Origin of the sequence: Pseudomonas sp. PD9R, from assembly GCF_019200975.1 — a bacterium.
Lineage (GTDB): Bacteria > Pseudomonadota > Gammaproteobacteria > Pseudomonadales > Pseudomonadaceae > Aquipseudomonas.
On record NZ_JAHTMR010000001.1, the window covers coordinates 628,021 to 648,033 of the forward strand.

Annotated in this window: 19 protein-coding genes and 1 pseudogene; 8 read left to right on the top strand and 12 right to left on the bottom strand. The window is 57.3% G+C overall.

The genetic code is table 11. The features are described 5' to 3' along the window. Window positions 1-142: 142 nt before the first annotated feature. On the bottom strand, window positions 143-1,066 hold the full coding sequence (locus KUF73_RS02870) for a hypothetical protein (RefSeq protein ID WP_218436520.1): 924 nt from the start codon (window positions 1,064-1,066) through the stop codon (window positions 143-145). Window positions 1,067-1,533: 467 nt separating this feature from the next. Here KUF73_RS02870 and KUF73_RS02875 point away from each other — a divergent pair, with 467 nt between their 5' ends. Continuing rightward, window positions 1,534-2,682 carry a hypothetical protein gene (locus KUF73_RS02875; protein WP_218436521.1) on the top strand — a complete coding sequence of 383 codons (1,149 nt, stop codon included), beginning with the start codon at window positions 1,534-1,536 and terminating at the stop codon, window positions 2,680-2,682. A 105-nt stretch (window positions 2,683-2,787) separates the two neighbouring features. On the opposite strand, the gene KUF73_RS31580 is transcribed toward KUF73_RS02875, so the two are convergent. The 3 genes and pseudogenes from KUF73_RS31580 to KUF73_RS02885 form a co-directional block, all read right to left on the bottom strand. After that, the gene (locus KUF73_RS31580) at window positions 2,788-3,399 is read right to left on the bottom strand and encodes a methyl-accepting chemotaxis protein (RefSeq protein ID WP_371135401.1); all 612 of its coding nucleotides are present in this window, start codon (window positions 3,397-3,399) and stop codon (window positions 2,788-2,790) included. A gap of 246 nt (window positions 3,400-3,645) precedes the next feature. Then, window positions 3,646-4,914 (bottom strand): annotated as a pseudogene (locus KUF73_RS31585) (HAMP domain-containing protein); the annotation flags it as partial. Window positions 4,915-5,057: 143 nt separating this feature from the next. Continuing rightward, entirely contained in the window at window positions 5,058-6,380 is a 1,323-nt protein-coding gene (locus KUF73_RS02885) for an alginate export family protein (protein ID WP_218436523.1), read from the bottom strand. A 474-nt stretch (window positions 6,381-6,854) separates the two neighbouring features. Between KUF73_RS02885 and KUF73_RS02890 the strand changes: the two genes are divergently transcribed. Together KUF73_RS02890 and KUF73_RS02895 are read left to right on the top strand one after the other, a co-directional pair. Further along, entirely contained in the window at window positions 6,855-7,247 is a 393-nt protein-coding gene (locus tag KUF73_RS02890; RefSeq protein ID WP_218436524.1) for a cytochrome c family protein, read from the top strand. A gap of 46 nt (window positions 7,248-7,293) precedes the next feature. Next, a complete protein-coding gene (locus KUF73_RS02895) occupies window positions 7,294-8,784 on the top strand; it encodes an aldehyde dehydrogenase family protein (RefSeq protein ID WP_218436525.1) in 1,491 nt (496 codons plus the stop codon). Between the two features lie 127 nt (window positions 8,785-8,911). Here the strand turns inward: KUF73_RS02895 and KUF73_RS02900 are convergent, their stop codons facing one another. The 7 genes from KUF73_RS02900 to KUF73_RS02930 all read right to left on the bottom strand — a co-directional run bounded on the left by KUF73_RS02900 (window position 8,912) and on the right by KUF73_RS02930 (window position 15,890). Next, a complete protein-coding gene (locus KUF73_RS02900) occupies window positions 8,912-11,293 on the bottom strand; it encodes a DUF3772 domain-containing protein (RefSeq protein ID WP_218436526.1) in 2,382 nt (793 codons plus the stop codon). A gap of 153 nt (window positions 11,294-11,446) precedes the next feature. Then, the gene (locus KUF73_RS02905; protein WP_371135397.1) at window positions 11,447-12,859 is read right to left on the bottom strand and encodes a heavy metal sensor histidine kinase; all 1,413 of its coding nucleotides are present in this window, start codon (window positions 12,857-12,859) and stop codon (window positions 11,447-11,449) included. Further along, window positions 12,856-13,527 carry a heavy metal response regulator transcription factor gene (locus KUF73_RS02910; protein WP_218436527.1) on the bottom strand — a complete coding sequence of 224 codons (672 nt, stop codon included), beginning with the start codon at window positions 13,525-13,527 and terminating at the stop codon, window positions 12,856-12,858. The genes KUF73_RS02905 and KUF73_RS02910 overlap by 4 nt, the downstream gene beginning before the upstream one ends. Before the next feature lie 115 nt (window positions 13,528-13,642). After that, the gene (locus KUF73_RS02915) at window positions 13,643-13,900 is read right to left on the bottom strand and encodes a DUF2790 domain-containing protein (protein WP_218436528.1); all 258 of its coding nucleotides are present in this window, start codon (window positions 13,898-13,900) and stop codon (window positions 13,643-13,645) included. A gap of 126 nt (window positions 13,901-14,026) precedes the next feature. Next, a complete protein-coding gene (locus KUF73_RS02920) occupies window positions 14,027-14,800 on the bottom strand; it encodes an alpha/beta hydrolase (protein WP_218436529.1) in 774 nt (257 codons plus the stop codon). 293 nt (window positions 14,801-15,093) lie between these two features. Continuing rightward, on the bottom strand, window positions 15,094-15,345 hold the full coding sequence (gene grxC / locus KUF73_RS02925; RefSeq protein ID WP_218436530.1) for a glutaredoxin 3: 252 nt from the start codon (window positions 15,343-15,345) through the stop codon (window positions 15,094-15,096). A 26-nt stretch (window positions 15,346-15,371) separates the two neighbouring features. Next, the gene (locus KUF73_RS02930) at window positions 15,372-15,890 is read right to left on the bottom strand and encodes a carboxymuconolactone decarboxylase family protein (RefSeq protein WP_218436531.1); all 519 of its coding nucleotides are present in this window, start codon (window positions 15,888-15,890) and stop codon (window positions 15,372-15,374) included. A 134-nt stretch (window positions 15,891-16,024) separates the two neighbouring features. On the opposite strand from KUF73_RS02930, the gene KUF73_RS02935 reads away from it, so the two are divergent. Together KUF73_RS02935 and KUF73_RS02940 are read left to right on the top strand one after the other, a co-directional pair. Beyond that, window positions 16,025-16,837, top strand: coding sequence for an AraC family transcriptional regulator (locus KUF73_RS02935; protein WP_218436532.1), 813 nt, complete (start codon window positions 16,025-16,027; stop codon window positions 16,835-16,837). Between the two features lie 6 nt (window positions 16,838-16,843). Then, window positions 16,844-17,248 carry a DUF488 domain-containing protein gene (locus KUF73_RS02940; RefSeq protein WP_218436533.1) on the top strand — a complete coding sequence of 135 codons (405 nt, stop codon included), beginning with the start codon at window positions 16,844-16,846 and terminating at the stop codon, window positions 17,246-17,248. Between the two features lie 71 nt (window positions 17,249-17,319). Here KUF73_RS02940 and KUF73_RS02945 read toward each other — a convergent pair whose 3' ends face one another. Beyond that, on the bottom strand, window positions 17,320-17,760 hold the full coding sequence (locus KUF73_RS02945; RefSeq protein WP_218436534.1) for a TspO/MBR family protein: 441 nt from the start codon (window positions 17,758-17,760) through the stop codon (window positions 17,320-17,322). An 89-nt stretch (window positions 17,761-17,849) separates the two neighbouring features. On the opposite strand from KUF73_RS02945, the gene KUF73_RS02950 reads away from it, so the two are divergent. From KUF73_RS02950 to KUF73_RS02960, 3 genes are all read left to right on the top strand, one after another. Continuing rightward, entirely contained in the window at window positions 17,850-18,239 is a 390-nt protein-coding gene (locus tag KUF73_RS02950; RefSeq protein WP_256345322.1) for a hypothetical protein, read from the top strand. Between the two features lie 249 nt (window positions 18,240-18,488). Then, window positions 18,489-19,055 carry a DUF4157 domain-containing protein gene (locus KUF73_RS02955; RefSeq protein WP_218436535.1) on the top strand — a complete coding sequence of 189 codons (567 nt, stop codon included), beginning with the start codon at window positions 18,489-18,491 and terminating at the stop codon, window positions 19,053-19,055. A gap of 509 nt (window positions 19,056-19,564) precedes the next feature. Beyond that, window positions 19,565-19,924 (top strand): DUF6124 family protein, encoded by a 360-nt coding sequence (locus KUF73_RS02960; protein ID WP_218436536.1) that lies wholly within the window; start codon window positions 19,565-19,567, stop codon window positions 19,922-19,924. The last annotated feature ends 89 nt before the right edge of the window (window positions 19,925-20,013 follow it).

Consider the following 20,013-nt stretch of genomic DNA (forward strand, 5'->3'; position numbering starts at 1 on the left):
AGCGGATTGTTCGCAATAGCGATATATCAGGCAACTGTGGAGAAACGGCACTGGGAGTGGTAGTCCGAAACTTCCGTTCAGTAGGCGTATCAAGTAACAGTTGTTCGATAAATTCCAGTCATTGCCAATTACTGCGGAATGATTAGCGTGTCGGGCATACGCTCACGTCAGGGCTAAGAAAATCTATGTGATAGCCAGAAGATCCGTCACCAATGGCTAAATGAACTCCGTTGATGCCTTCATTCAATTGCGAGTTTATTTTGTAATCTATACTTTGCGCGATGGCCTCGTTTACCCCGATAGCAAATTCAGTTAGTTTAAGCCCGCGTGGTCCTGCTGCAAGATCCAATAGCTTTATGTGTTCCTCGGTTTCTGTTTTTAGTGAAGTAATGATGTTTTCTTCTATCGATAGGAGCGCTCCTTCCTTTGATATACGTTCGCTTAGCCATTTCAATGAGGCTTTCAAGCCGTCGGGTAGTGTTGGGTTAGGCTTTCTCAAAACTGTAAGAATTCCAGAGATTTTCAAAGTGCCACTAAAGGAGAATGGACAAGGTTTCTGGGGGTTCATATGTGCATAATGAACTTCAAAAAATTCGGCCACTGATTGAATAAAGCTGTGTTCTATGTCTTCTGTAATTAATGCATATGGCTGAGCGTGTGGGAAGATAGTGACTTGCGCGTCAGCATGATTGCCAGATAAGAAAAATAAATCATGTGAATTGAGCATATTCAGTACCGACCTCTGTGTTCTTAAGGCCTGCTCAAAATTACTCTTAAATAAAAGCTGCAAGCTATAGAGGGCGCTAGCTATGGACGGTTCGAATACCTGTGTTGCACAAAAAATACTTTTTTTATTCTTGGTTTTTTTCGCGATCTCAAACGTCAATTTTGCTGCGTCATTGCTGAAAGAGAAAATAATACTGTTTTTTGGTAGTCGATTGATTTCAAAAATATTGGCGGTCTTGAATCCTAAATTCGAGCATTTTTTTAGAAAGCCTGATGAGTCCGCAATTATTGACGGCTCGTCTGGACCAAAAAGTGTCGCTATCATTCTGGACGGTGACATAAATTTCTCCCCGTTTTGGTTAATGGGCGACAAGAGTGTTCTTGACGCCCATTTACATCAGTTACTCTTCAGCATGAGCCCAAGCTAACGGAGCCCAACCAAAATTTTCCGGTCCGGAAGTGATGCGGTTGAGTTTTTCAATAGCGATGTTTTTCTTTTTCATTTGATCATCCTTTTTCATTCTTGTTGGATTTGAACTCCCGGTAATGCGTGGGAGTGATGTAATTAATGCAGAGATTTTTGGCTTGTTAAATAGGGCTTGGCTAGTTTTTTAGATTTAATTATGAGCAATGGAATTTTGTAAATTCCCATCGGTTATTTGTGTGGGCTTGGTCTGTAGTCCACTTCCCAAAGTTGCAGATTTCGCCAGATTCAGGTTGTGTCTATAGATTGTGTTTCGTTATTTTTATTTGTGGTGTTTCTTTTTTTGGAAATTCAGTGTTCAACTGATTGTGAGGGGGTTGCTAGTGGAGCAGTTAAAGAAATATCTGACAGATTCGTCCGTGCATCAAGCCTTGTTACTGATTGATCTAACCGAGAAAGGCGCTCCAGATCACGCCGTTCGCTTACTGCTGAACGAAGTCCTTGATGGGCTGAAGGAAAAAGGCTGGCCTCAGGCGCAACTACAATCAGGCCCGCGGATTGTGTCCGCTGAAGAAAATTACGGTTTGCTCGGTTATGACTCTGCGGAAATCACCCTCGGTAGTGCACACACACGCTGGGTCGACGAGTGCTCTCTTTTGCGAACGCAAACGACTAGTCAAATTCCAAGGGCGCTTCAGCGTGCCGCTCATATAAGGCAGCCTGGGCAGATGATTTTGCTGGCTGCGCCAGGGATAACTTTTCGCCGAGATAGCCGGGATCGTTGGCATTGTGCCGAACCGCATCAGATGGATATCTGGGTGCTCGGTGAGCCGGAGCTGGCCACGCATGAACAACTGTTGCGTTTGGTCAGCGATATCCTCGCTTCAGCCGTTCCCGACAAACCTTGGATCTGCAGCGACAGCCCGCATCACTACACGGAGGGTGGAATTGAAGTGAATGTGTTGAACGACGGTGCGCCAGTCGAGGTGTTGGAGTGCGGTCGTATTGCGAGGTCGTTACTCGAACGTCTCCAGATTGATCCGTTGCGTCATGGCGGACTGGCTCTCGGCATGGGATTGGATCGTCTGACCATGCTGCGCAAAGGCATTCCGGATATTCGCTTGCTGCGGGATCAGAACGTTCGAGTACAGGCGCAGATGCATGATCTGAATCCGTGGAGTGCTGTATCACGGTTGCCTTCGATTGCTCGGGACATTTCGTTGGCGGTAACGCCAGGGGTGAGTGAAGAAGTGTTGACCGAAAGAATGTTGCAGGCCGCAGGTGAGTGTTCTGACTGGATCGAGGAGATGGAGGTCAAGGGACGTTGGCAGTTTTCGGATTTACCGGTGCAGGCAATTGACCGTCTCGGATTGTTGCCCGGTCAGGAAAATGTGCTTTTGCGTGTAGTACTGCGTGATTGTTCACGGTCAATAACGACTGCTGAGGCTAACGCTTTGTATTCGAAAATTCAGTCCGCTTTGCATGAAGGTGCACCGGGGGCGGGGTACAGAATGGATCGACCCAATGTTTGAAGCACTTACCATTCATGTTGGATGTGACGACCCTTCGCGAGCAGGCTCGCTCCCACAGGGATCTTCACCGGATACAGATCACATGTAGGAGCTGCCGCAGGGGAGTCAGATCCGGAAACTCCCCACCAACTGATTAAGCCGCGCCGCCTGCTGTTCCAGCTCGGTGCAGGCCTGCAAGGTCGATTGCAGGTTTTCCACGCCTTGCTGGTTGAGGGTGTTGATTTGGGTGATGTCGACGTTCAACGCCTCGACCACCGCAGTCTGTTCCTCGGTGGCGGCGGCGACGGATTGGTTGACGTTGTCGATCTCGCCAATGCGTTGCGTGACACTGCTCAGGCGTGTGCCGGCGAGGTTGGCGATGTTCACGCTTTCCTCGCTGTGCTGCTGGCTTTCGGTCATGGTGATGACCGAATCACGCGCGCCCACTTGCAGCTCTTCGATCATCTGCTGAATCTCTAGCGCCGAGGTTTGCGTGCGTCCCGCCAGGCTGCGCACCTCATCGGCCACCACGGCAAAACCACGGCCCGCTTCACCGGCACGTGCCGCTTCGATCGCCGCGTTGAGTGCCAGCAGGTTGGTCTGCTGAGAGATGCCCTTGATCACTTCGAGGATCTGGCCGATGTTCACGGTTTTGTCGTTGAGCACTTCGATGTTGGCGCACGACGCACTGATTTTTCCGGACAGTTCGTTCATCACTTCAATCGTGCGTTCCACCACCTGACGACCGTCTTCGGCTTGTTGTCGTGCAGCGGAGGCTTGCTGCGAAGCATCGGATGCGTTGCTGGCGATTTCCTGGGCGGCAGCGCCCAGTTGATTGATCGCGGCGGCAACGCTGTTGGTGCGGGTGGATTGATCGTCGAAATTGCTCAGAGACGAATTGGAGGCATCCAGTACGCGCCGCGCGCCTTCATTGACGCCGAGGGCCGCCGACGATACTTCGCGAATCGAGTGATGGATGCGTTCGACAAAACGGTTGAACGCCGTCGCCAACTGGCCGATCTCGTCCCGCGATTGCACTTGCAGACGTCGGGTCAGATCACCTTCGCCAAGGGAGATGTCCTCCATGACCCGCGTCAGCACTTGCAACGGTCGGGTGATGCGTTGCGCGGTGTACCAGATCAACAGCAGACCCAGCAGTGCCGAGCCGCCACCCAACAATAACTCCAGCGCAGTGCTTTTCACGCCTTGGGCGTCGAGTTCCTTTTGCAGCGTGGTGACCGGTGCCAGCAGCACGTCCTGCGGCACACCCACCAATACGCCCCAAGGCGCGGCACCGGCAATCGGTGCCAGGGGTTCGAGGACTTTGATTTGTTGCGGGTCGACAAACACCTTCGGTTGACCTTGGCGCAACGCGTCCATCACTTCGGCATTGTCCATCGGTTGGCCGAGGCGATTGACGTCCTGACTGTTGGCGGAGACCACGCCACGGGGGCTGACGATGCTGATTTGGCCGTGGCCATCGAACAGTTGCAGTGCACTGGTTTCACTGTTTTTTTGCAGCGCGGCGAGGTTGATGTCGAGGCCGACCACGGCGATGACTTTACCGTTTTCCAACAGCGGAAAAGCGACGCTGGTCACCAGTTTGCGGCTGCCGGATGCTTCGTCGAAGTACGGCTCCAGGACGCAGGCCTGGCGGGTGTCGCGGGCGCAGGTGTAGAAGGAGTTGTAGGGCGCGCCACTTGGGCCGGGCGAGGTGTTGGCGAGCAGGCCTTCGTCACCGATGACCGCTTGCAACTCGCCGGGTTTGCTCTGCACCCAATACTGCGAGAAGCGTCCGGTTTCATTGCTGCCCAGATCGGCCTTGTCGGCGAAGCTGGCATCGACGCCGTCCAAAGCGTCTGGTTCAAAAATGACGTAAAGCCCGAGCAGGTCGGGCTTGTCGATCAGGGCCTGGTGAAGCTGTGTACTCAGCTCCTGGCGCAGTTGTTGGCGGGTGAGGTTCCCTTGATGCTGGAGTTGCCTGAGGTAAAGCAAATACCGCGACATTCCCTGGCCATATTCGTGGGTCTGCATGAAGGTCCGTTGCACTTGCATCGCCTGCACTTTGCCCAGGGCCTGCATGTGTTCCTTGGCTGCGTCGGCGAGCATTTCACCGCTGGCCTCGGCGACTTGCTGGCTACTCTGGTGGGTCTGATAGAGCGACAAGCCCATCAGCAAACCCACCACCAACAGCAGGCAGAGGCCGGCGAGCAGGGCTATTTTGCTCTGGATCGTGAGGAATTTTGTCTGCATTGGAAATGCCTTTTTCCTTGAAAGCAATGACACCGTAACGCGCTCTTGTAGGAGCTGCCGCAGGCTGCGATCTTTTGACTTATAAAATCAAGATCAAAAGATCGCAGCCTGCGGCAGCTCCTACAGGGGTGCGTGGTTTTAGCTTAGAAAGTGGTTGCGAACACCAGTTGGCTGTAGAGGTTTTTGTCGTTGTTACCCAACTGCGTGCCACCTTGATCGGCGCTCTTGTCTGGCTGGAACAGACCGATCAGTGGCATCACCGTCAGGTTCTCGCTGACGTGCCATTCGGCATACAGATCCGTTTCGTGGCCATCGGTGTTGCCCAGGCTGCGGTCGATGGTGTCGTAGTTGAAGTACATCGCACCGACGGTCAGGTTCTCCAGTGGCGAGACGGTGAATTTCACTTGCTGGATACGCGAGTTGGTGTTGAACGGACCGGCATAGTTACCCGCCACTTCACCCTGGAACCAGGTGCCGAAACCGCGACTGAAACCGTAGAACAGGGTGTCGTAGCCTTCCGAGAAACGGCTGTAGCGGTAGCTGACATACGGTGCCCAGGCTACGTTGGAAAAGGTCCAGCCGGCCTCCAGGTACCAGGCGTCTTCGGTAGCGGTATGGGGTTTGTCCTCCTTGGCATATTCGCCGGAGAGGAACAGGTCTTTCACCCCGGCGTTGCCGGTTGCGCGCAGGCTGTAGGTCTTCATGCCGTCGCGTTCGAGCTGCGCGGGGGAGGCGTATTGCTCGTCGACATCGGTGCTGTCGATGTAAGTCAAACCGACGGTGCCGATATCGGAAACGTGCTCCAGGGTGCCGACGTACATTTCGGTCTTGGCCTGGGCGCGGTTATCGGATTTCAGATACATCAGGTCACTGCGCCAGCCTTCCTTGCCACCGATACGCAACACCGCCGTCTCGTCGAAGGCTTTGCGTGCAGCCAGCCAGTAAGCGCCACCACGATTGAATTCGCCGTCGGCCAGGCCTTTGCCCATGTTCAACGCGTCGCCATCAATCAGGAAGCCGTCACCGACCACGATGTTCTGGCGGCCGAACGAGAAGTCGATGCCGTCTTTACCCAAGGCCTCGAACAGATCGCCGGAGCGCCAGCCGAGGTAGGCATCTTCGAACTTGGTGGTGCGTTCCGTGCCATCGCTGAAGCCGGCGGCATCGCCGTCGCCCCAGGTGCCGGAACTCAGCAAATTTGCTGCGCCGTATGTGCTGCCGACACCGGCCAGGCCCTTGTCGAAGCTCAGGCCGTATTTGACGTAGCCCTCGCGCCACGACGAATTACCTTCATCAAGACGGCCGGACAGCGCGTAGTTTTCCTGGCTGTGGAAAATGCCGAAAACGGCTTCCAGGGTGGCGTTCAGGTGACTGTCGCTATCGGCGTAGAGTTCATAAGCTCCGGCCTGGCCTGCGCTGACCATCAGCGCGAGGGTAGAGAGTCGAAGCAAGGGGGACTTGAGCATGGCGTGACATCCGTTCTTGTTCTTGAGCGCAGGTTTGCGGTCTTTTTAGATACTAAGGTCCGGATTTCTTTTGCCCTTTTGCCTGTTTGCCAAATAGTTGGCTGTGCTTGCCAGATTACGAAAGTTGAACGCAATCCCCTGTAGGAGCTGCCGCAGGCTGCGATCTTTTGATTTTGTTTTTAAAGATCAAGATCAAAAGATCGCAGCCTGCGGCAGCTCCTACAGTGGATCGGCGTACAGTTTTTGCTTCTCACCACTTATCAAGCCGAGCATTGGCTCGCCTTCAGCTCTTGATCTTGAGGGTACAACCGAGCGGTTTGGCAGAAGCGCCAACACAACTGGCACGCAGGGCAAACCGTGCGCGCCACCGACCACCGACAATCCTTCCCAACCTGCCCGGGCACCGTTGCCCTGGCGCTTTCAGAGTTGGCGTTCGTCTGCTGGCGAATGCGTGGATTTTCAAGGTCGTTCCCTATGTTCACCGCCCTGCGTTTGCCCCTCATCGGTTTGTTCTCCTTCACCCTGGCCCAGGTTGCCTTGGCCGCCGATTGCGCATCCGATCAGCGCCACGGTGCCGAAGTGTTCGCCAACGAGTGCGGGGTCTGCCATTCGGTGACCAAGGGCACCGTCGGCATGATGGGACCGAACCTGGCGGGTGTGGTCGGGCGTAAATCCGGTTCGCTGGAAGGCTTCAACTACTCGCAGGCCATGCGCAGCAAAAACATCGACTGGCAGGCCGAGAACATCGCGCAACTGATCACTCAGCCGCAGGCTTATGTGCCCGGCACCTACATGCCCTACATGGGCCTGAATTCGGCAGACGATCGCCAGGCGGTTGTGTGCTACCTCAAAGAACAAAAAATCTAAGCGGCCGGTCTACGGCTGATCCCCTCGTTTGAACGAAAGGTGAATTATGAGCAACGTTGAAATTCTGCCGCAGGTTGCTGCATTCCTCGACCGCCGCCACGGCTGCTTTATCGATGGTCAGTGGGTATTCGCCGAAGGCGAAAGCATCGCCGTGGTCAACCCGGCCACCGGGCAAACCCTGTGCGAAACCCTCGATGCGCCGCAGGAAATCGTCGAGCAAGCCGTGCAGTCGTCGCACAAAGCCTTTAAGTCCCGCGTCTGGTCGGGCCTGCGTCCAGCAGACCGCGAGCGCATTCTGCTGAACTTCACCCGTCTGGTAGAAGAGCACGCTGAAGAGCTGGCGCAACTGGAAACCCTGAGCCAGGGCAAGTCGATCAACATGGCGCGTGCGCTGGATCTGAACGCCACCGTCGAATTCATGCGCTACATGTCCGGCTGGGCCACCAAGATCGAAGGCCAGACCTTCGACGTGTCGATCCCGCTGCCACCGGGCGCCAAGTTCACCGCGTTCACCAAACGCGAGCCAGTCGGTGTAGTGGTCGGCATTGTGCCGTGGAACTTCCCGCTGCTGATCGCGGCCTGGAAACTCATGCCAGCGCTGGCCACCGGTTGCACGGTGATTATCAAACCGGCGATGGAAACCCCGTTGACCGCGATGCGTTTGGCGGAACTGGCCCTTGAAGCGGGCATCCCGGCGGGCGTGTTCAACGTCGTCACCGGTGGCGGTGCCTCGGTCGGTGGCGTGCTGACCAAGCACCCCTTGGTGAGCAAAGTGTCGTTCACTGGCTCCACCGCCGTGGGCAAAAGTGTCGGCGTGGCGTGCATGGAAAACATGACGCGCTTCTCGCTGGAACTGGGTGGCAAAAACCCGATGATCGTGCTCGCCGATGCAGACGTCGAAAAAGCCGTCCAAGGGGCGATCCTTGGCGGCTTGCTGAACAACGGTCAGGTTTGCGCAGCGGCTTCGCGCTTCTATGTGCATCGCTCGATTCACGACAAATTTGTCGAGGCTCTGGCGGCGGCAGTCTCGGCGATGCCGATTGGCGACGGTATGAACTGCGAAGCGGCGATCAACCCATTGGTATCGCGCAAGCAACAACAAAGCGTGCTCAAACACATCGAACTGGCCCGTCAGGAAGGTGCGCGTGTGGTAACGGGCGGAGAATTGATCGAAGGTAACGGCTTCTTTGTGCAGCCGACCATCCTCGCCGATATCGACCACAGCATGGCCGTGGCTCGCGAAGAAGTGTTCGGTCCGGTACTGGGCGTGATGCCGTTCGACGATGAAGATGCAGTCATCGAGCTGGCCAACGACAACCGCTACGGCCTGGCCGCCAGCCTGTGGACCAACGACCTGAGCAAAGCCATGAACCTGGTGCCGCGCATCGAAGCCGGCACCGTGTGGGTCAATGCCCACGTGCTACTCGACCCGGCGATGCCGTTCGGTGGCGTCAAGCAATCGGGCATGGGGCGCGAGTTTGGACGTGCGGTGATTGAGGCTTACACAGAGCTTAAATCGGTGTGTATCGCGCATTGATAAACCGGTTGGCGTGAAGCTATGTAGGAGCTGACGAGTGAAACGAGGCTGCGATCTTTTGATCTTGCTTTTAAAAAACAAGATCAAAAGATCGCAGCCTTCGGCAGCTCCTACAAAGGACTGTGCGTTACGCCGCAGGCGGTTTCGCCAGTTCAATACCGGCGGCACCCAGCCGCTTGAGTATTTCAAACAACAGCTCGCTTTTGATCGACCCGACCAGGCGCGGGCTGCCGACATAACCGGTGATCGTCAACGTGATGCCTTCAGGCCTGAGTTGGCTGAAGCGCACGAACGGTGCCGGTTTTTCCAGAATGGCTTCGTGCTCGCAGTAAGTGTCGTATAGCAGGTTGCGCACCTGCTCCGGGTCGATGTCCAGTGGGAACACCAGTTCCAGTATCGCCACGCCCTGGGCGCTGCCGCCGAGGGTCACGTTGCGCAGGTTCTGCGAGATCAGTTGCGAGTTGGGCACGATGACGATCGAGCGGTCAGCGAGTTGTATTTCGGTGGCCCGTACGTTGATCCGGCGGATGTCACCCTCAACCCCGCTGATGCTGATCAGGTCGCCGACTTTCACCGGGCGTTCGGTCAGTAGAATCACACCGGAGACGAAGTTCTTCACGATCTCCTGCAGGCCGAAACCGATCCCCACCGACAAGGCGCTGACGATCCAGGCCAAGTTGGTCCACTTCACCCCCAGTGACGACAACGTCATCAGGATCACCAGCGCATAACCGATATTGGTGAACAATGTGCTGAGCGAGGCGCACATGCCGGGGTCCATCTCGGTCTTGGGCAGGAATTCGTTGTCCAGCCAGCGGCTCAACGCGCGAATCAGGTAGACACCGATCATCAGCGCCAGCACGGCGTGCAGCAGGTTGCCCGGGACAATGTTCAGTTTGCGCAGGCCGTCGCCACCGAGTATCGCCAGGGTGTTGTTTGCCAGTTGCCCGAGCGTCGATCCGACCCCACCCACCAACAGCGAGATACAAGCGATCAGCAACAACGCGGCCCGACCTGCGCCGGACAAAATGATCGAAATCTGCTCCAGGCGAGCATCGCCAATGCCCAGCAACTGTTTGATCGCCTTGCCAGTGGGTTGCCGGGGTGAAAACAGGTATTCGCAGCCGTCCTTCAATAGCTGTATCAGCAAGTAGAAACCGGCAAAAATGATAAACAGCCAGACCAGTTCGTAAGTGATGAAGCGCGACAACGATACGTAGCCAATTAGCAAGGCAAGCAGGGAAACCACGGTCGCGATGCTGGCGAACGCATAAATGACCCCGGCCAGCGTCCGGCCTGCCTCGGGCGCTGCACCGGCCAGGACCATGGCCCGGCGGGTTCTGTTTACGCGCAGCAGCAGGGTACCGATCAATATTGAGATAACTAATGCGACGAAGCCTCTGACGGAAATCACCACCTCGGTGCTCATGCCGGTGGCATTGGTCACCTGCGCCATCGATACCAGCACCAGCAGGGCGAATGCCAATCGGGCGGGGAAGGGTTTGATGACCAGGGCCACCGGGTCGGCAATGGCCGGCAATCGCCACGAAGGGTGTTGGTTGGACAGGAGCGCACGGCTTAGGCCGGTGATCAGCACGCAGGTATAAACGATCCTTTCGAAATCCTGGGAAAACCCCGTCAGTTGCGGCGTCAGCGGCAGTTGCCGGGTCAGGGCAAAAAACAGCAGCTGCAAGGCCAACCAGGCCGCCAATATCGTGGCGAGCACCGAGGCCAGCGCCAGGGCGCTGCGCCTCAGGCGACCTTCAGGCACTCGATGGATGCACAGCCAGGTCAGCCCTCGTTCCGCCAGGCCACGCCCCAGGATCCAGACGGCCAAGGCCAATGAGACCAGTACGACGGTGAGCAGACGCTGGCCCGGCTGCCAGATCGATTCGAGGGTGGTGCCAATTTGTTGCATGAACGAGCTCAGCCGTTGCCGATCCTCCACCGGGGGATTGAGCATCGGTAACCAGAACCAGGGGTTGAGCACGCTCTTGGTCTGTTGGGTCACCTCGGTTTCCAGCAGGCTACGGCGAATGGCGGCAATCTGGGTGAGCAACTCGGCGGCACTGGCTTTGATCGCCACCAGGGTTTTGAGTTTGAAATCGACCCTGTTCTTTTGCTCGGTGAGCGAGGCCCGTTGACTGGCAATATCGGACTTCTCCAGATCGGCCTCAGCCAGCGGTGCAGGGGCCAGCACGCCCAGTTGGGCCTGTAATTGACTTTGTTCGGGCAGCAGCAGGGCTGACAGGCGATCCACATTCTGGATGAGCGCTTGAACCAGATCCTGCGGGGCTTCGAGCTGGCTGTAATTGTTGGCCTGGGAAACCTGTTGTTTGAGGCTGTTGAGTTGACCTTGCAGTACTTCCAGATCGCTGTCGGAAACACTGACTGCGGCCGCTATGACGGAGGAAGAGGGGTCGAGCGGTTGCGCTGCCGACAGCGTGCCGGGGTTCGCTGCAAACAGCGCGAACGCGATGAAAATCACTGACCTCAATGCATTGCGCATAGGAGTGCTCGACTGGTTGTTAGTCACTCAGCCTATGAGGTTAGGTCATGACTCGCACCGTCGAGGGTTTTTTGGTCGGTTGAGTCAAAAGCAGGATCAAAAGATCGCAGCCTGCGGCAGCGCCTACAGGGGATGTCTCTTTTGATCTTCTCTTTATTCACCCAGCCGCCGCGCCGGGAAAAACAGCTCAAAACACGTCACACCCTCGGCACTGCTGACGCTGTATGCACCGTTATGCAGTTGCATGATCGTCGCCACGATCGACAACCCCAAACCATTGGATTGCGCCGAGCGTTCGCGGGATTCGTCGACGCGGTAGAAGCGTTCGAACAGCTTGGGCAGGTGTTCGGCAGGGATGGTCTGGCCGTGGTTGCGCACTTGCAAGCGGATGCCGTCGGCCGTCGGCGTGGCGCGGATGGACAGTTCGGAGTCGGGCGCGCCGTACTTGATGGCATTGGCGCACAGGTTGGCCAGGGCACGGCGCAGCAGCATCGGTTCGGCCCAGATCAGTCCGCTGCCCTTGGCGTCGATGTACATACCGACATCCGCCGCGAGCCCTTCGAAATAGTCGGCGATGCGTTCCATTTCATCTGCTGCGTCCAGCTCCTGGCGTTGACGCAGGGCGCTGGACGGATCGGTGCGCGCCAGAAACAGCATGTTGTCGAGCATCCGTGCCAGGCGCTCCAGTTCCTCGACATTCGAGGCAAGCAACTGTTGATAGGCTTCGATGCTGCGGTTCTGCTGCAGTGCGACCTGGGTTTCGCCCAGCAGGTTGTTGATTGGCGTGCGCAGTTCATGGGCCATATCGGTCGATACCTGGCCCAGTTGTACAAAGCCCTTGCCCAAGCGGTCGAGCATGGCATTGAAAGCCTCGATCATTGGCAGCAACTCCAACGGCGCATCCCGGCTGTCGAGGCGTTCGTTGAGATTGCCAATACCGATGCCCTGGGCATGTCGAGCAAGGTGACGCACCGGCAGCAGGCCTCGGTCCACCAGCACATAGCCGGAAAACGCCAGCAGAATCGCCGCGACGCTGGCGAACAGGTAAACGTTGAATCGGTAACTGGCGAGCACCGCGGTACGTTCGGTCATCAGGCGTCCGGTGACCACCTGCAAGCTGCCTTGATCGCCGGAATCAATGATTGCCGCCAATGCCGAAAACGGTACGCCGTTGACGTTGGGCAAGTGCTGCACGTCGCTAAGCGCCAGCGGATGATTGATGGGCATTGGTGGCAATGCGGGCATGTTCAGATGCCCCGGATTGACCTCCAGCAATGGCGGTTGCCCGGGGGCGCCAATGGTCAACAGGGCCTCGCGGTTACCCAGCATGTTCTGGAACAGCGCCGGTTTGGTGCGGATCAGTTCCAGGGTGTTGCTGTCATTGAGGAAGGTGCGCAGTTGATCGATACGGGTCACCAGCGCGGCATCGTCGCGGCGGATCAACTCTCGTTCCAGATCACGGTAAAGCGCCACGCCGAGCAGCGTCAGCGAGACAAACGCCAGAAATGCAAACACCAACGCCAGGCGCAGCGTCAGTGAGTGGCGCAAGCGGGACAGGCTGTTCATGGCTGAGTATCGAAGCGGTAACCGATACCGCGCACGCTGTGGATCAACTTGAGCTGGAAGGGATCGTCGATCTTCATCCGCAGGCGTCGTACTGCGACATCCACCACGTTGGTATCACTGTCGAAATTCATGTCCCAGACCCGCGAAGCGATCATCGAACGCGACAGCACTTCACCTTGATGCGTGGCGAACAGGTGCAGCAGGGCAAATTCCTTATTGGTCAGGGTGATGCGCGTGCCAGCGCGGGTGACGCGGCGTTTGAGCACGTCGATCTGCAGGTCGTCAATTTGCAGCTGTTCTTCTTCGCGGGTGGGGCCACGTCGGGTCAGGGTGCGCAGGCGCGCCACCAGCTCGGCGAAGGAAAATGGCTTGATCAGGTAATCGTCGGCGCCCAGTTCCAGGCCTTTGATACGGTCGGCGATATCATCGCGGGCTGTGAGGAACAGCACCGGCGTGTCGGCTTCCTTGCGCAAGCGGCGCAGGACTTCCCAACCGTCCATCTTCGGCATCATCACATCCAGCACGATCACATCGAAATCGTGCTCCAGGGCCAGGTGCAGGCCATCGACGCCGTCGCGGGCCAGGCTCACGGTGTAACCGAGTTCCTGCAGGCCGTTGAGCAAGTAGTTGCCGGCCTTGGGTTCGTCTTCGACTACGAGGATGTTCATCGGGGGATCTGCCTGATTCAGTGTCAGCAAGCTTCAGTTCCGCGCAGGCGGGCTACAGCGGCATACCGGTGCCGCAAGTGTAGCCCGATCATCTGCCCGTACGGTGCAACGATGATCAATGATCATTGGTGCAACCGCTGCCCTCAACCAGGTAGTCCAGCTCGTGTTGCCGACCCTGGTGGTCGAGGTAGTTCAGGTGTGCAGGGACGATGCCGCATTGTTGCGAAATGTCGGTGCTGCCGACGACTTTGGCGACGTCGAGGTGGACGAACGCCGCGTCTTTGTCGTGGATCACGGGCGCGCTGCTCTGGGTGTCGGCAAAGGCCGAGCCGGTGGCGAGGAGGGCGGCAAAACCGAGGATTAGCATTTTCATGATGAGTCTCTCTATTCAGGGTTGGAGGCTGCCGGTGGCTGTTCCTGGCAGTGAGTTCAGGTTAACCAGGCGATCCGAACAGCCGACCAACAGCTCGATGACAAAGTTGTAATAAATGGGGCTGGGTTAGGACTGGCGACCGGCGGCAGCGACGATCAGGTCAGCGATTTCCTTGGCGTGCGACACCAGTGACAAGTGGCTCGACGGCAGTTCGATGGTGGTCGCGCCCATGCGCTTGGCGAGGAAGCGTTCCAGGTCCGGGTTGATGGTCTGGTCCTGCGTTGACACCGCGTACCAGGATGGCTTGGTGTGCCACGCGGCGACTGTCGTACGGTCGGTGAACAGGGTTTTGGCGATCGGTTGCTGCTCGGCAAACAACTGCATGGCCTTGTCGTGGGGCACGTCGCTGGCGAAATATTTGAGGAAGGCGTCTTGCTTGAGGCTGATGTAGCCATCGTGTTCTTCGGTGCCAGCACGCACGGGCATGGTCGGGTATTTGGCGGAGAGGGCGACGAAGTCTTCACCGGCATCCGGTGCGCGAGCAGCGACGTACACCAGCGAGCTGACTTTCGGATTGACCCCGGCTTCGCTGACCACGGTGCCGGCGTAGGAGTGGCCGACCAGCACGGTTGGACCGTCCTGCTGATTGAGCACCCGCTGGGTGGCGGCGACGTCATCAGCCACGGAAGTCAGCGGATTTTGTACGGCGGTGACGTGCAAACCGGCGGCTTGCAAACGGGCAATCACCTCCGACCAACTGGAGCCATCGGCCCAGGAACCGTGCACCAGCACGACGTTATTGGCCTTGACCGGTGCCGTTGCGGTGGCAGCCATGGCGGAACCGCTGCCCAGCATGAACAGGCTGGCGGCGATCAGGCAGAGTTTGCTCAATGGTTTCATGGTTTCGACCCTTGTCATCATCAGTGGAAGGCGTGTCATCCGGTGTGGGTGACTGACGACGCCACTGTATGAATCGAGAGTGCTGGCTACGCTGACAACTCAATGACAAGTTTGTAATGCTGGTTTGCAAGGAACCTCAAAAACCAGGCGAAGACGTTGGCTGGGATTTTGGTGTCCGGCATTGCCTCCCCTGTAGGAGCGAGCCTGCTCGCGATGGACTGTAGAACACCGCGTTTAGCCAGGACGCACGCGTTTTCTTGACGTCCATCGCGAGCAAGCTCGCTCCTACAGGTTCAGGCCAGCATCGACATCAACCCGCCCTGGCGGTCCAGTTTGGCCAGGTCGTCGAAGCCGCCGATATGCGTGTCGCCGATGAAAATCTGCGGCACGCTGCGTCGTCCGCTGCGGCTGAGCATTTCTTCAAGTTTGCCCGGCTGGGTCTGAATGTTGATCTCTTTCAGGGTGATGCCTTTACTGGCGAGCAGGGATTTGGCGCTGCGGCAGTAAGGGCAGGTGTCGGTGGTGTACAGGGTCACAGTGTTCATGGTCGGTTCTCCGCTTTTGGCGTTGTTCAGGCATTGATGGCCGGGAAGTCGATCTCGGTCAGCGCGACGTTGTTCAGGTAGTTGGTCAGCGTCTGCGAGGCCACGTGTGCAATCACCTCGATGATCTTGGCGTCGTCGATACCGGCGGCGCGTGCGGCGGCGATCTGCTCGGCGCTCAGGTGGCCACGGCTTTCAGTGATTTGCCGGGCGAGCAGGGCGAAGGCGTTGAGTTGGCCTTCCCGGGCGCTGAGGATTTCCTGGCTAGACAGCCCGGCCTTGCCGGCAAACACCGTATGGGCTGCCAGGCAGTAATCGCAGCCGTTAACTTGTGAGGTGGCGAGGAAAATCGCTTCCTTCTCAGTCGCGCTCAAGGACGTTTTGCCCAATGCCGCCGAGTTTTGTACATAAGAGGTGAGCACGGCGGGGGCGTGGGCCAGCACCCGGAATAAGTTGGGCAAGAAACCGATTTTCTTTTGCACGCCTTCCAGCAGTGGGCGGATGGTGTCGGTGGCGTGTTCCAGGCTGACAGGGGAAATGCGGGTCATGGTGATTCTCCGAGGATTCAAGCGCGACAGGCGCTGGGTACGGAGTTCATGCTAAGGATTCGTGCTGGCCTGTTGGATGCAAATCGTCGACGATATGCGACAGATCGTCCAAAACTGTTGCCGGGAGTCTCCCCATGGATCGTTTATCCACGTTGCTTGCGCATTTCGGCGTCAATGCCGGCACCTTTCACAGCGGTGCGTTTTGCGGCATATCGGCCTTCGATGGCAGCCAAACCTGCGGTCATCTGCACTTGCTGCAGGCCGGCGAGGTCGTGCTGAAACTGGCCGATGAAGGAGAACTGCGCATCACCGAGCCGACGCTGATCTTCTTCCCCCGGCCGTACCGTCATCGCTTGTCTGCCACAGAGGCGTCCGCCACGCAGTTGGTCTGTGCGTCGCTGAACTTCGATGGCGGCTCGGGCAATGCGCTGGCCATGGCGCTGCCGGATTATCTGGTGCTTAAACTCGACGAAATCCCGACGCTGGCGAACACGCTGGAGTGGCTGTTCAACGAGGCCTTCGATGGCACTTGCGGGCGCGAAGCGGTGATGGACCGCCTGTTTGAACTGTTGGTGATTCTGTTACTGCGGCACATCCTCAGCAGTCGCAACCAGCAACCGGGAATGATGGCGGGCCTGGCCGATGGGCGGCTGGCGCGGCCGCTGAACCTCATGCACGAAGCGCCGGGCAAGGCCTGGAGCGTGGCAGAGTTGTCGGTGGCGGCCAACATGTCGCGGGCCAGTTTCGCCGAACATTTTCGGCGAGTGGTCGGGCAGACGCCGGTGGATTATCTGGTGAGTTGGCGCATCAGTCTGGCGCAGAAACGCTTGCGCGAGGGCAAACCCATTGCCTTGATCGCCGAAGAAGTCGGGTACGAAAGCCCATCGGCACTGGCCCGGGCGTTCCGTCGTAAAACGGGTGTCAGCCCGCGGGAATGGAGGGGGTGAGCGAACATGATCCAGTGCAAATCTGCCGTTGTTCCGGCAATGCCGGAAGACGGGCGGCGCATGCTGGTGGACCGCCAATGGCCGCAAGATGACTCAAACGATCAATTATCGTTGGATGCCTGGCTACCCGATGTCGCGCCGTCGGCTGATCTGCTTCAGACATTCAATGACGAGTTGCTCGACTTTGCCCAATTCACCGCCGCCTATCGCCAGGAACTGGCTGCCCAGCCAGCGCATTGGTGGGCGCTTTTGCAGCCTGCGCAATCAGGAATGCTGACGTTGGTGTTCACCGCAAAAGACCCGCTGCAAAACCACGCCGTGGTGCTCGCCCAGTGGCTGGAAGAGGAACTCGATCGATACCAGGGCTCCAGTTCGCCGGTGTGTTATCGGGATGAGTTTCCGGAGTATTGAAGAGGAAAGGAACGGCCAACCTATAGCACTGGCAGGCCAAGGCGCGTTAACAGCCACTGAGAAGTTATTCATCAGCGGTTATGGCGCCAGATGGAAAAATTTAACGCACCGGCAACACAAAGCCACACAAGGTAAGGGAACAGGATCAACCCGGTGATCACGTCAAACTGCAATGCCATCACCACCATTGCGGCGACCACAAGCCAGAGCAGCGTCAGGATCACCATACCGGCGAAAATGCGGCGTGCGCCGAAGAATACCGGTGTCCACAACGTATTAAGCGCAATCTGTGCCGCCCATAGCGCCAGCACCCCTTGAGTTCCAGGCATCAAGCTCAATCGATATCCGGCCCAGGCTAGCAACAGATAGATAGTCGTCCAGGCGACCGGAAACAGCCAGTTGGGCGGTGTAAAGCCGGGTTTAGTGAGAGATTCGTACCACTGGCTCGGTTTAAAGAAGAGACCTGTGCTCGCCGCGGTACCGCAGGCTAGAAGAAAAACAAAAAAAGTCATCACCTGTCCTTAGCTGAAATCAGCTGTCTGGGGTCAGCGCCATGGCGCAGTCTTAAACAAGGGACGCCCAGTGACGCCAAAAGTTTGGATTGAGCGATGACATTTTTTTGGTGAGCGTAGGGGTGTCAGGTGGTCTTTTGCTTTTGCCAGCCTGTAAGTTTATAAAACTCGAAAAATTCGTTTGGAACACTCGTTGCTTTATTCAGGATCTTCTTATGCCGACTGACCAGGCCAGGCTACTCGCCCTCGCATTGATTGAGATCAGGAACTTGCTTGCTGATTATTTGGGCAGCGATGTAGATGCGCCAATGAGCATCCGTGTCGCGGCGCATATAGCCTATGCACTTCATAACGAGGCGCAGACCACATACAACAATGCTGACTTTCAACTCGACCACGCAACCCGGAAAATCGCCGTGATTGATCAGATTCTTGGTGTTGCGGATGGTGCCGCGTTGTTGAGCAGGTTTGGCGTCTAGACCAAAGTGCTACTGGCTAGCGCTCAACCTGGATGACCGCCTAAGGCCGATTTCTCCCTGTCGCAACGGGCTGCTACCAGCTAGGAACTTGCGCGGATGCACGTCTACTCGGTGGGCTTCACTGGAAAAGTGACCCCTCGATTCCTTCGATATCCTGACGGCGCCCGGTTCGCGACTACGCTAAACCCAGGCCAGCCGTCGAACAGACGTGACCCGCTGTTCGCGCTGCATCCGCTCCAGGAGCGCCCAATGCCGTCCATCATCACGCGCCTGGTGGCGCTGTCTGTTCTCTGCCTGACGCTTGAAGCGCCAGCCCAGACCGACACTTGCCCAGCTGGCGAAAAACAAGTGTGCCTGGACGTTTGCATCTGTTTGCCGGATGGCCTCTATCAGATCGCGGCGCCTGCCCTGGCGCTGTGGCTGACTCAAGCCCGCGCCGAGGCCGCCACGACCGACATTCAACCCATTCCTCCGCACCTCCGCGAGCAGCTGTTGCGCTGGTACGAGCCCAGCGTCCTTGACGCTGCGCGCTACAAAGTCAGTGACAACGGCCAACTCAACGCCGCCACTGCGATACTGCAAAACCCCGATGTCGGTGCCGTGACGCTGATCGACATCATCCTCTTCCGCGACGCTCAAACCGCCGAGCAGAACGTCGCGCTCTGGGCTCACGAACTCAAGCATGTGCAGCAATATCAGGAATGGGGGGTAGAAGGATTTGCCCAGCGCTATACACAGGATTTCAATGCGGTGGAGGCGCCGGCTTATGCCATACAGGCTGAGGTCAGACGGGCAGTGCGGGAAACGACTGACTGAAAATGGGGATGACTGGCCACGCCAGTCTTGTAGGAGCGAGGCTTGCCCGCGAAGGCGATCTCAAGGACGCCTTCGCGGGCAAGCCTCGGTCCTACGGGTGTGGGGAATGCTTGAGAATGAAGCGTGCGTGTTCTTTTCAACAGGGTCGCAGGGTGCGTGTTTAAGCGTCCTCGAGCTTACTTCCTGAAAGCTACAAAACCTTGCGCCGTTGCCTACGCTTACGCCAGAATCCGCCGGCTTGTGCGCCTTGGAGCCTGTCGGTAGTTTGAGTCCTGTCACTGCCCATCAGTGATCGGGTTTCGCAGCCTGGGTAATCTCTAGACGCACAATGTCTTCCGTCCGTGAGCAGATACTCCATGAGGTCTGTCACTCGTGTCATGGCGGCTGTGCGTGGGAGACCTTCGGGTCTGCCGGGTTCCTAGAGTCCTGGTCTGCGAACCCGCGTACAGTTGCCACCTTTTTCGTTTCGCAGCGAATGGTGGCAGCTCCATTTTTCTAGGAGTTTCACCATGTTCAAAGTAACGCCAAACCCGCCAGACAGCGATCCGGCATCCCCGTACAAACTCGATTCGAACAAACTCAACGAAGCCGCCGAGCGAGCCCTCGATTATCACTTCCCGTCGTCTGCCGACATCAAAGCCACGCCGCGTACACCCAGCACACTGTTCACCGTGGACCCTGAGGTCAAGACTGAAACGTTGATGGTGTATCTGGTGGAGACGCTGGCCTCGGTCGATGTGATGGTCCATCAATTGGTCGATCATCTGGAAGGTGGAGACCGCAACGCGCTGCTGGGCATTTCCAACAGCATCATGCTGGCGGAAATCACGGCGAATCGGGTGCTGGATCAAATCGATCCGCCGCAGTAGTTATCAAGATCAAAAGATCGCAGCCTGCGGCAGCCCCTACATAAGTACACCTGTAGGAGCTGCCGCAGGCTGCGATCTTTTGAGGGCTA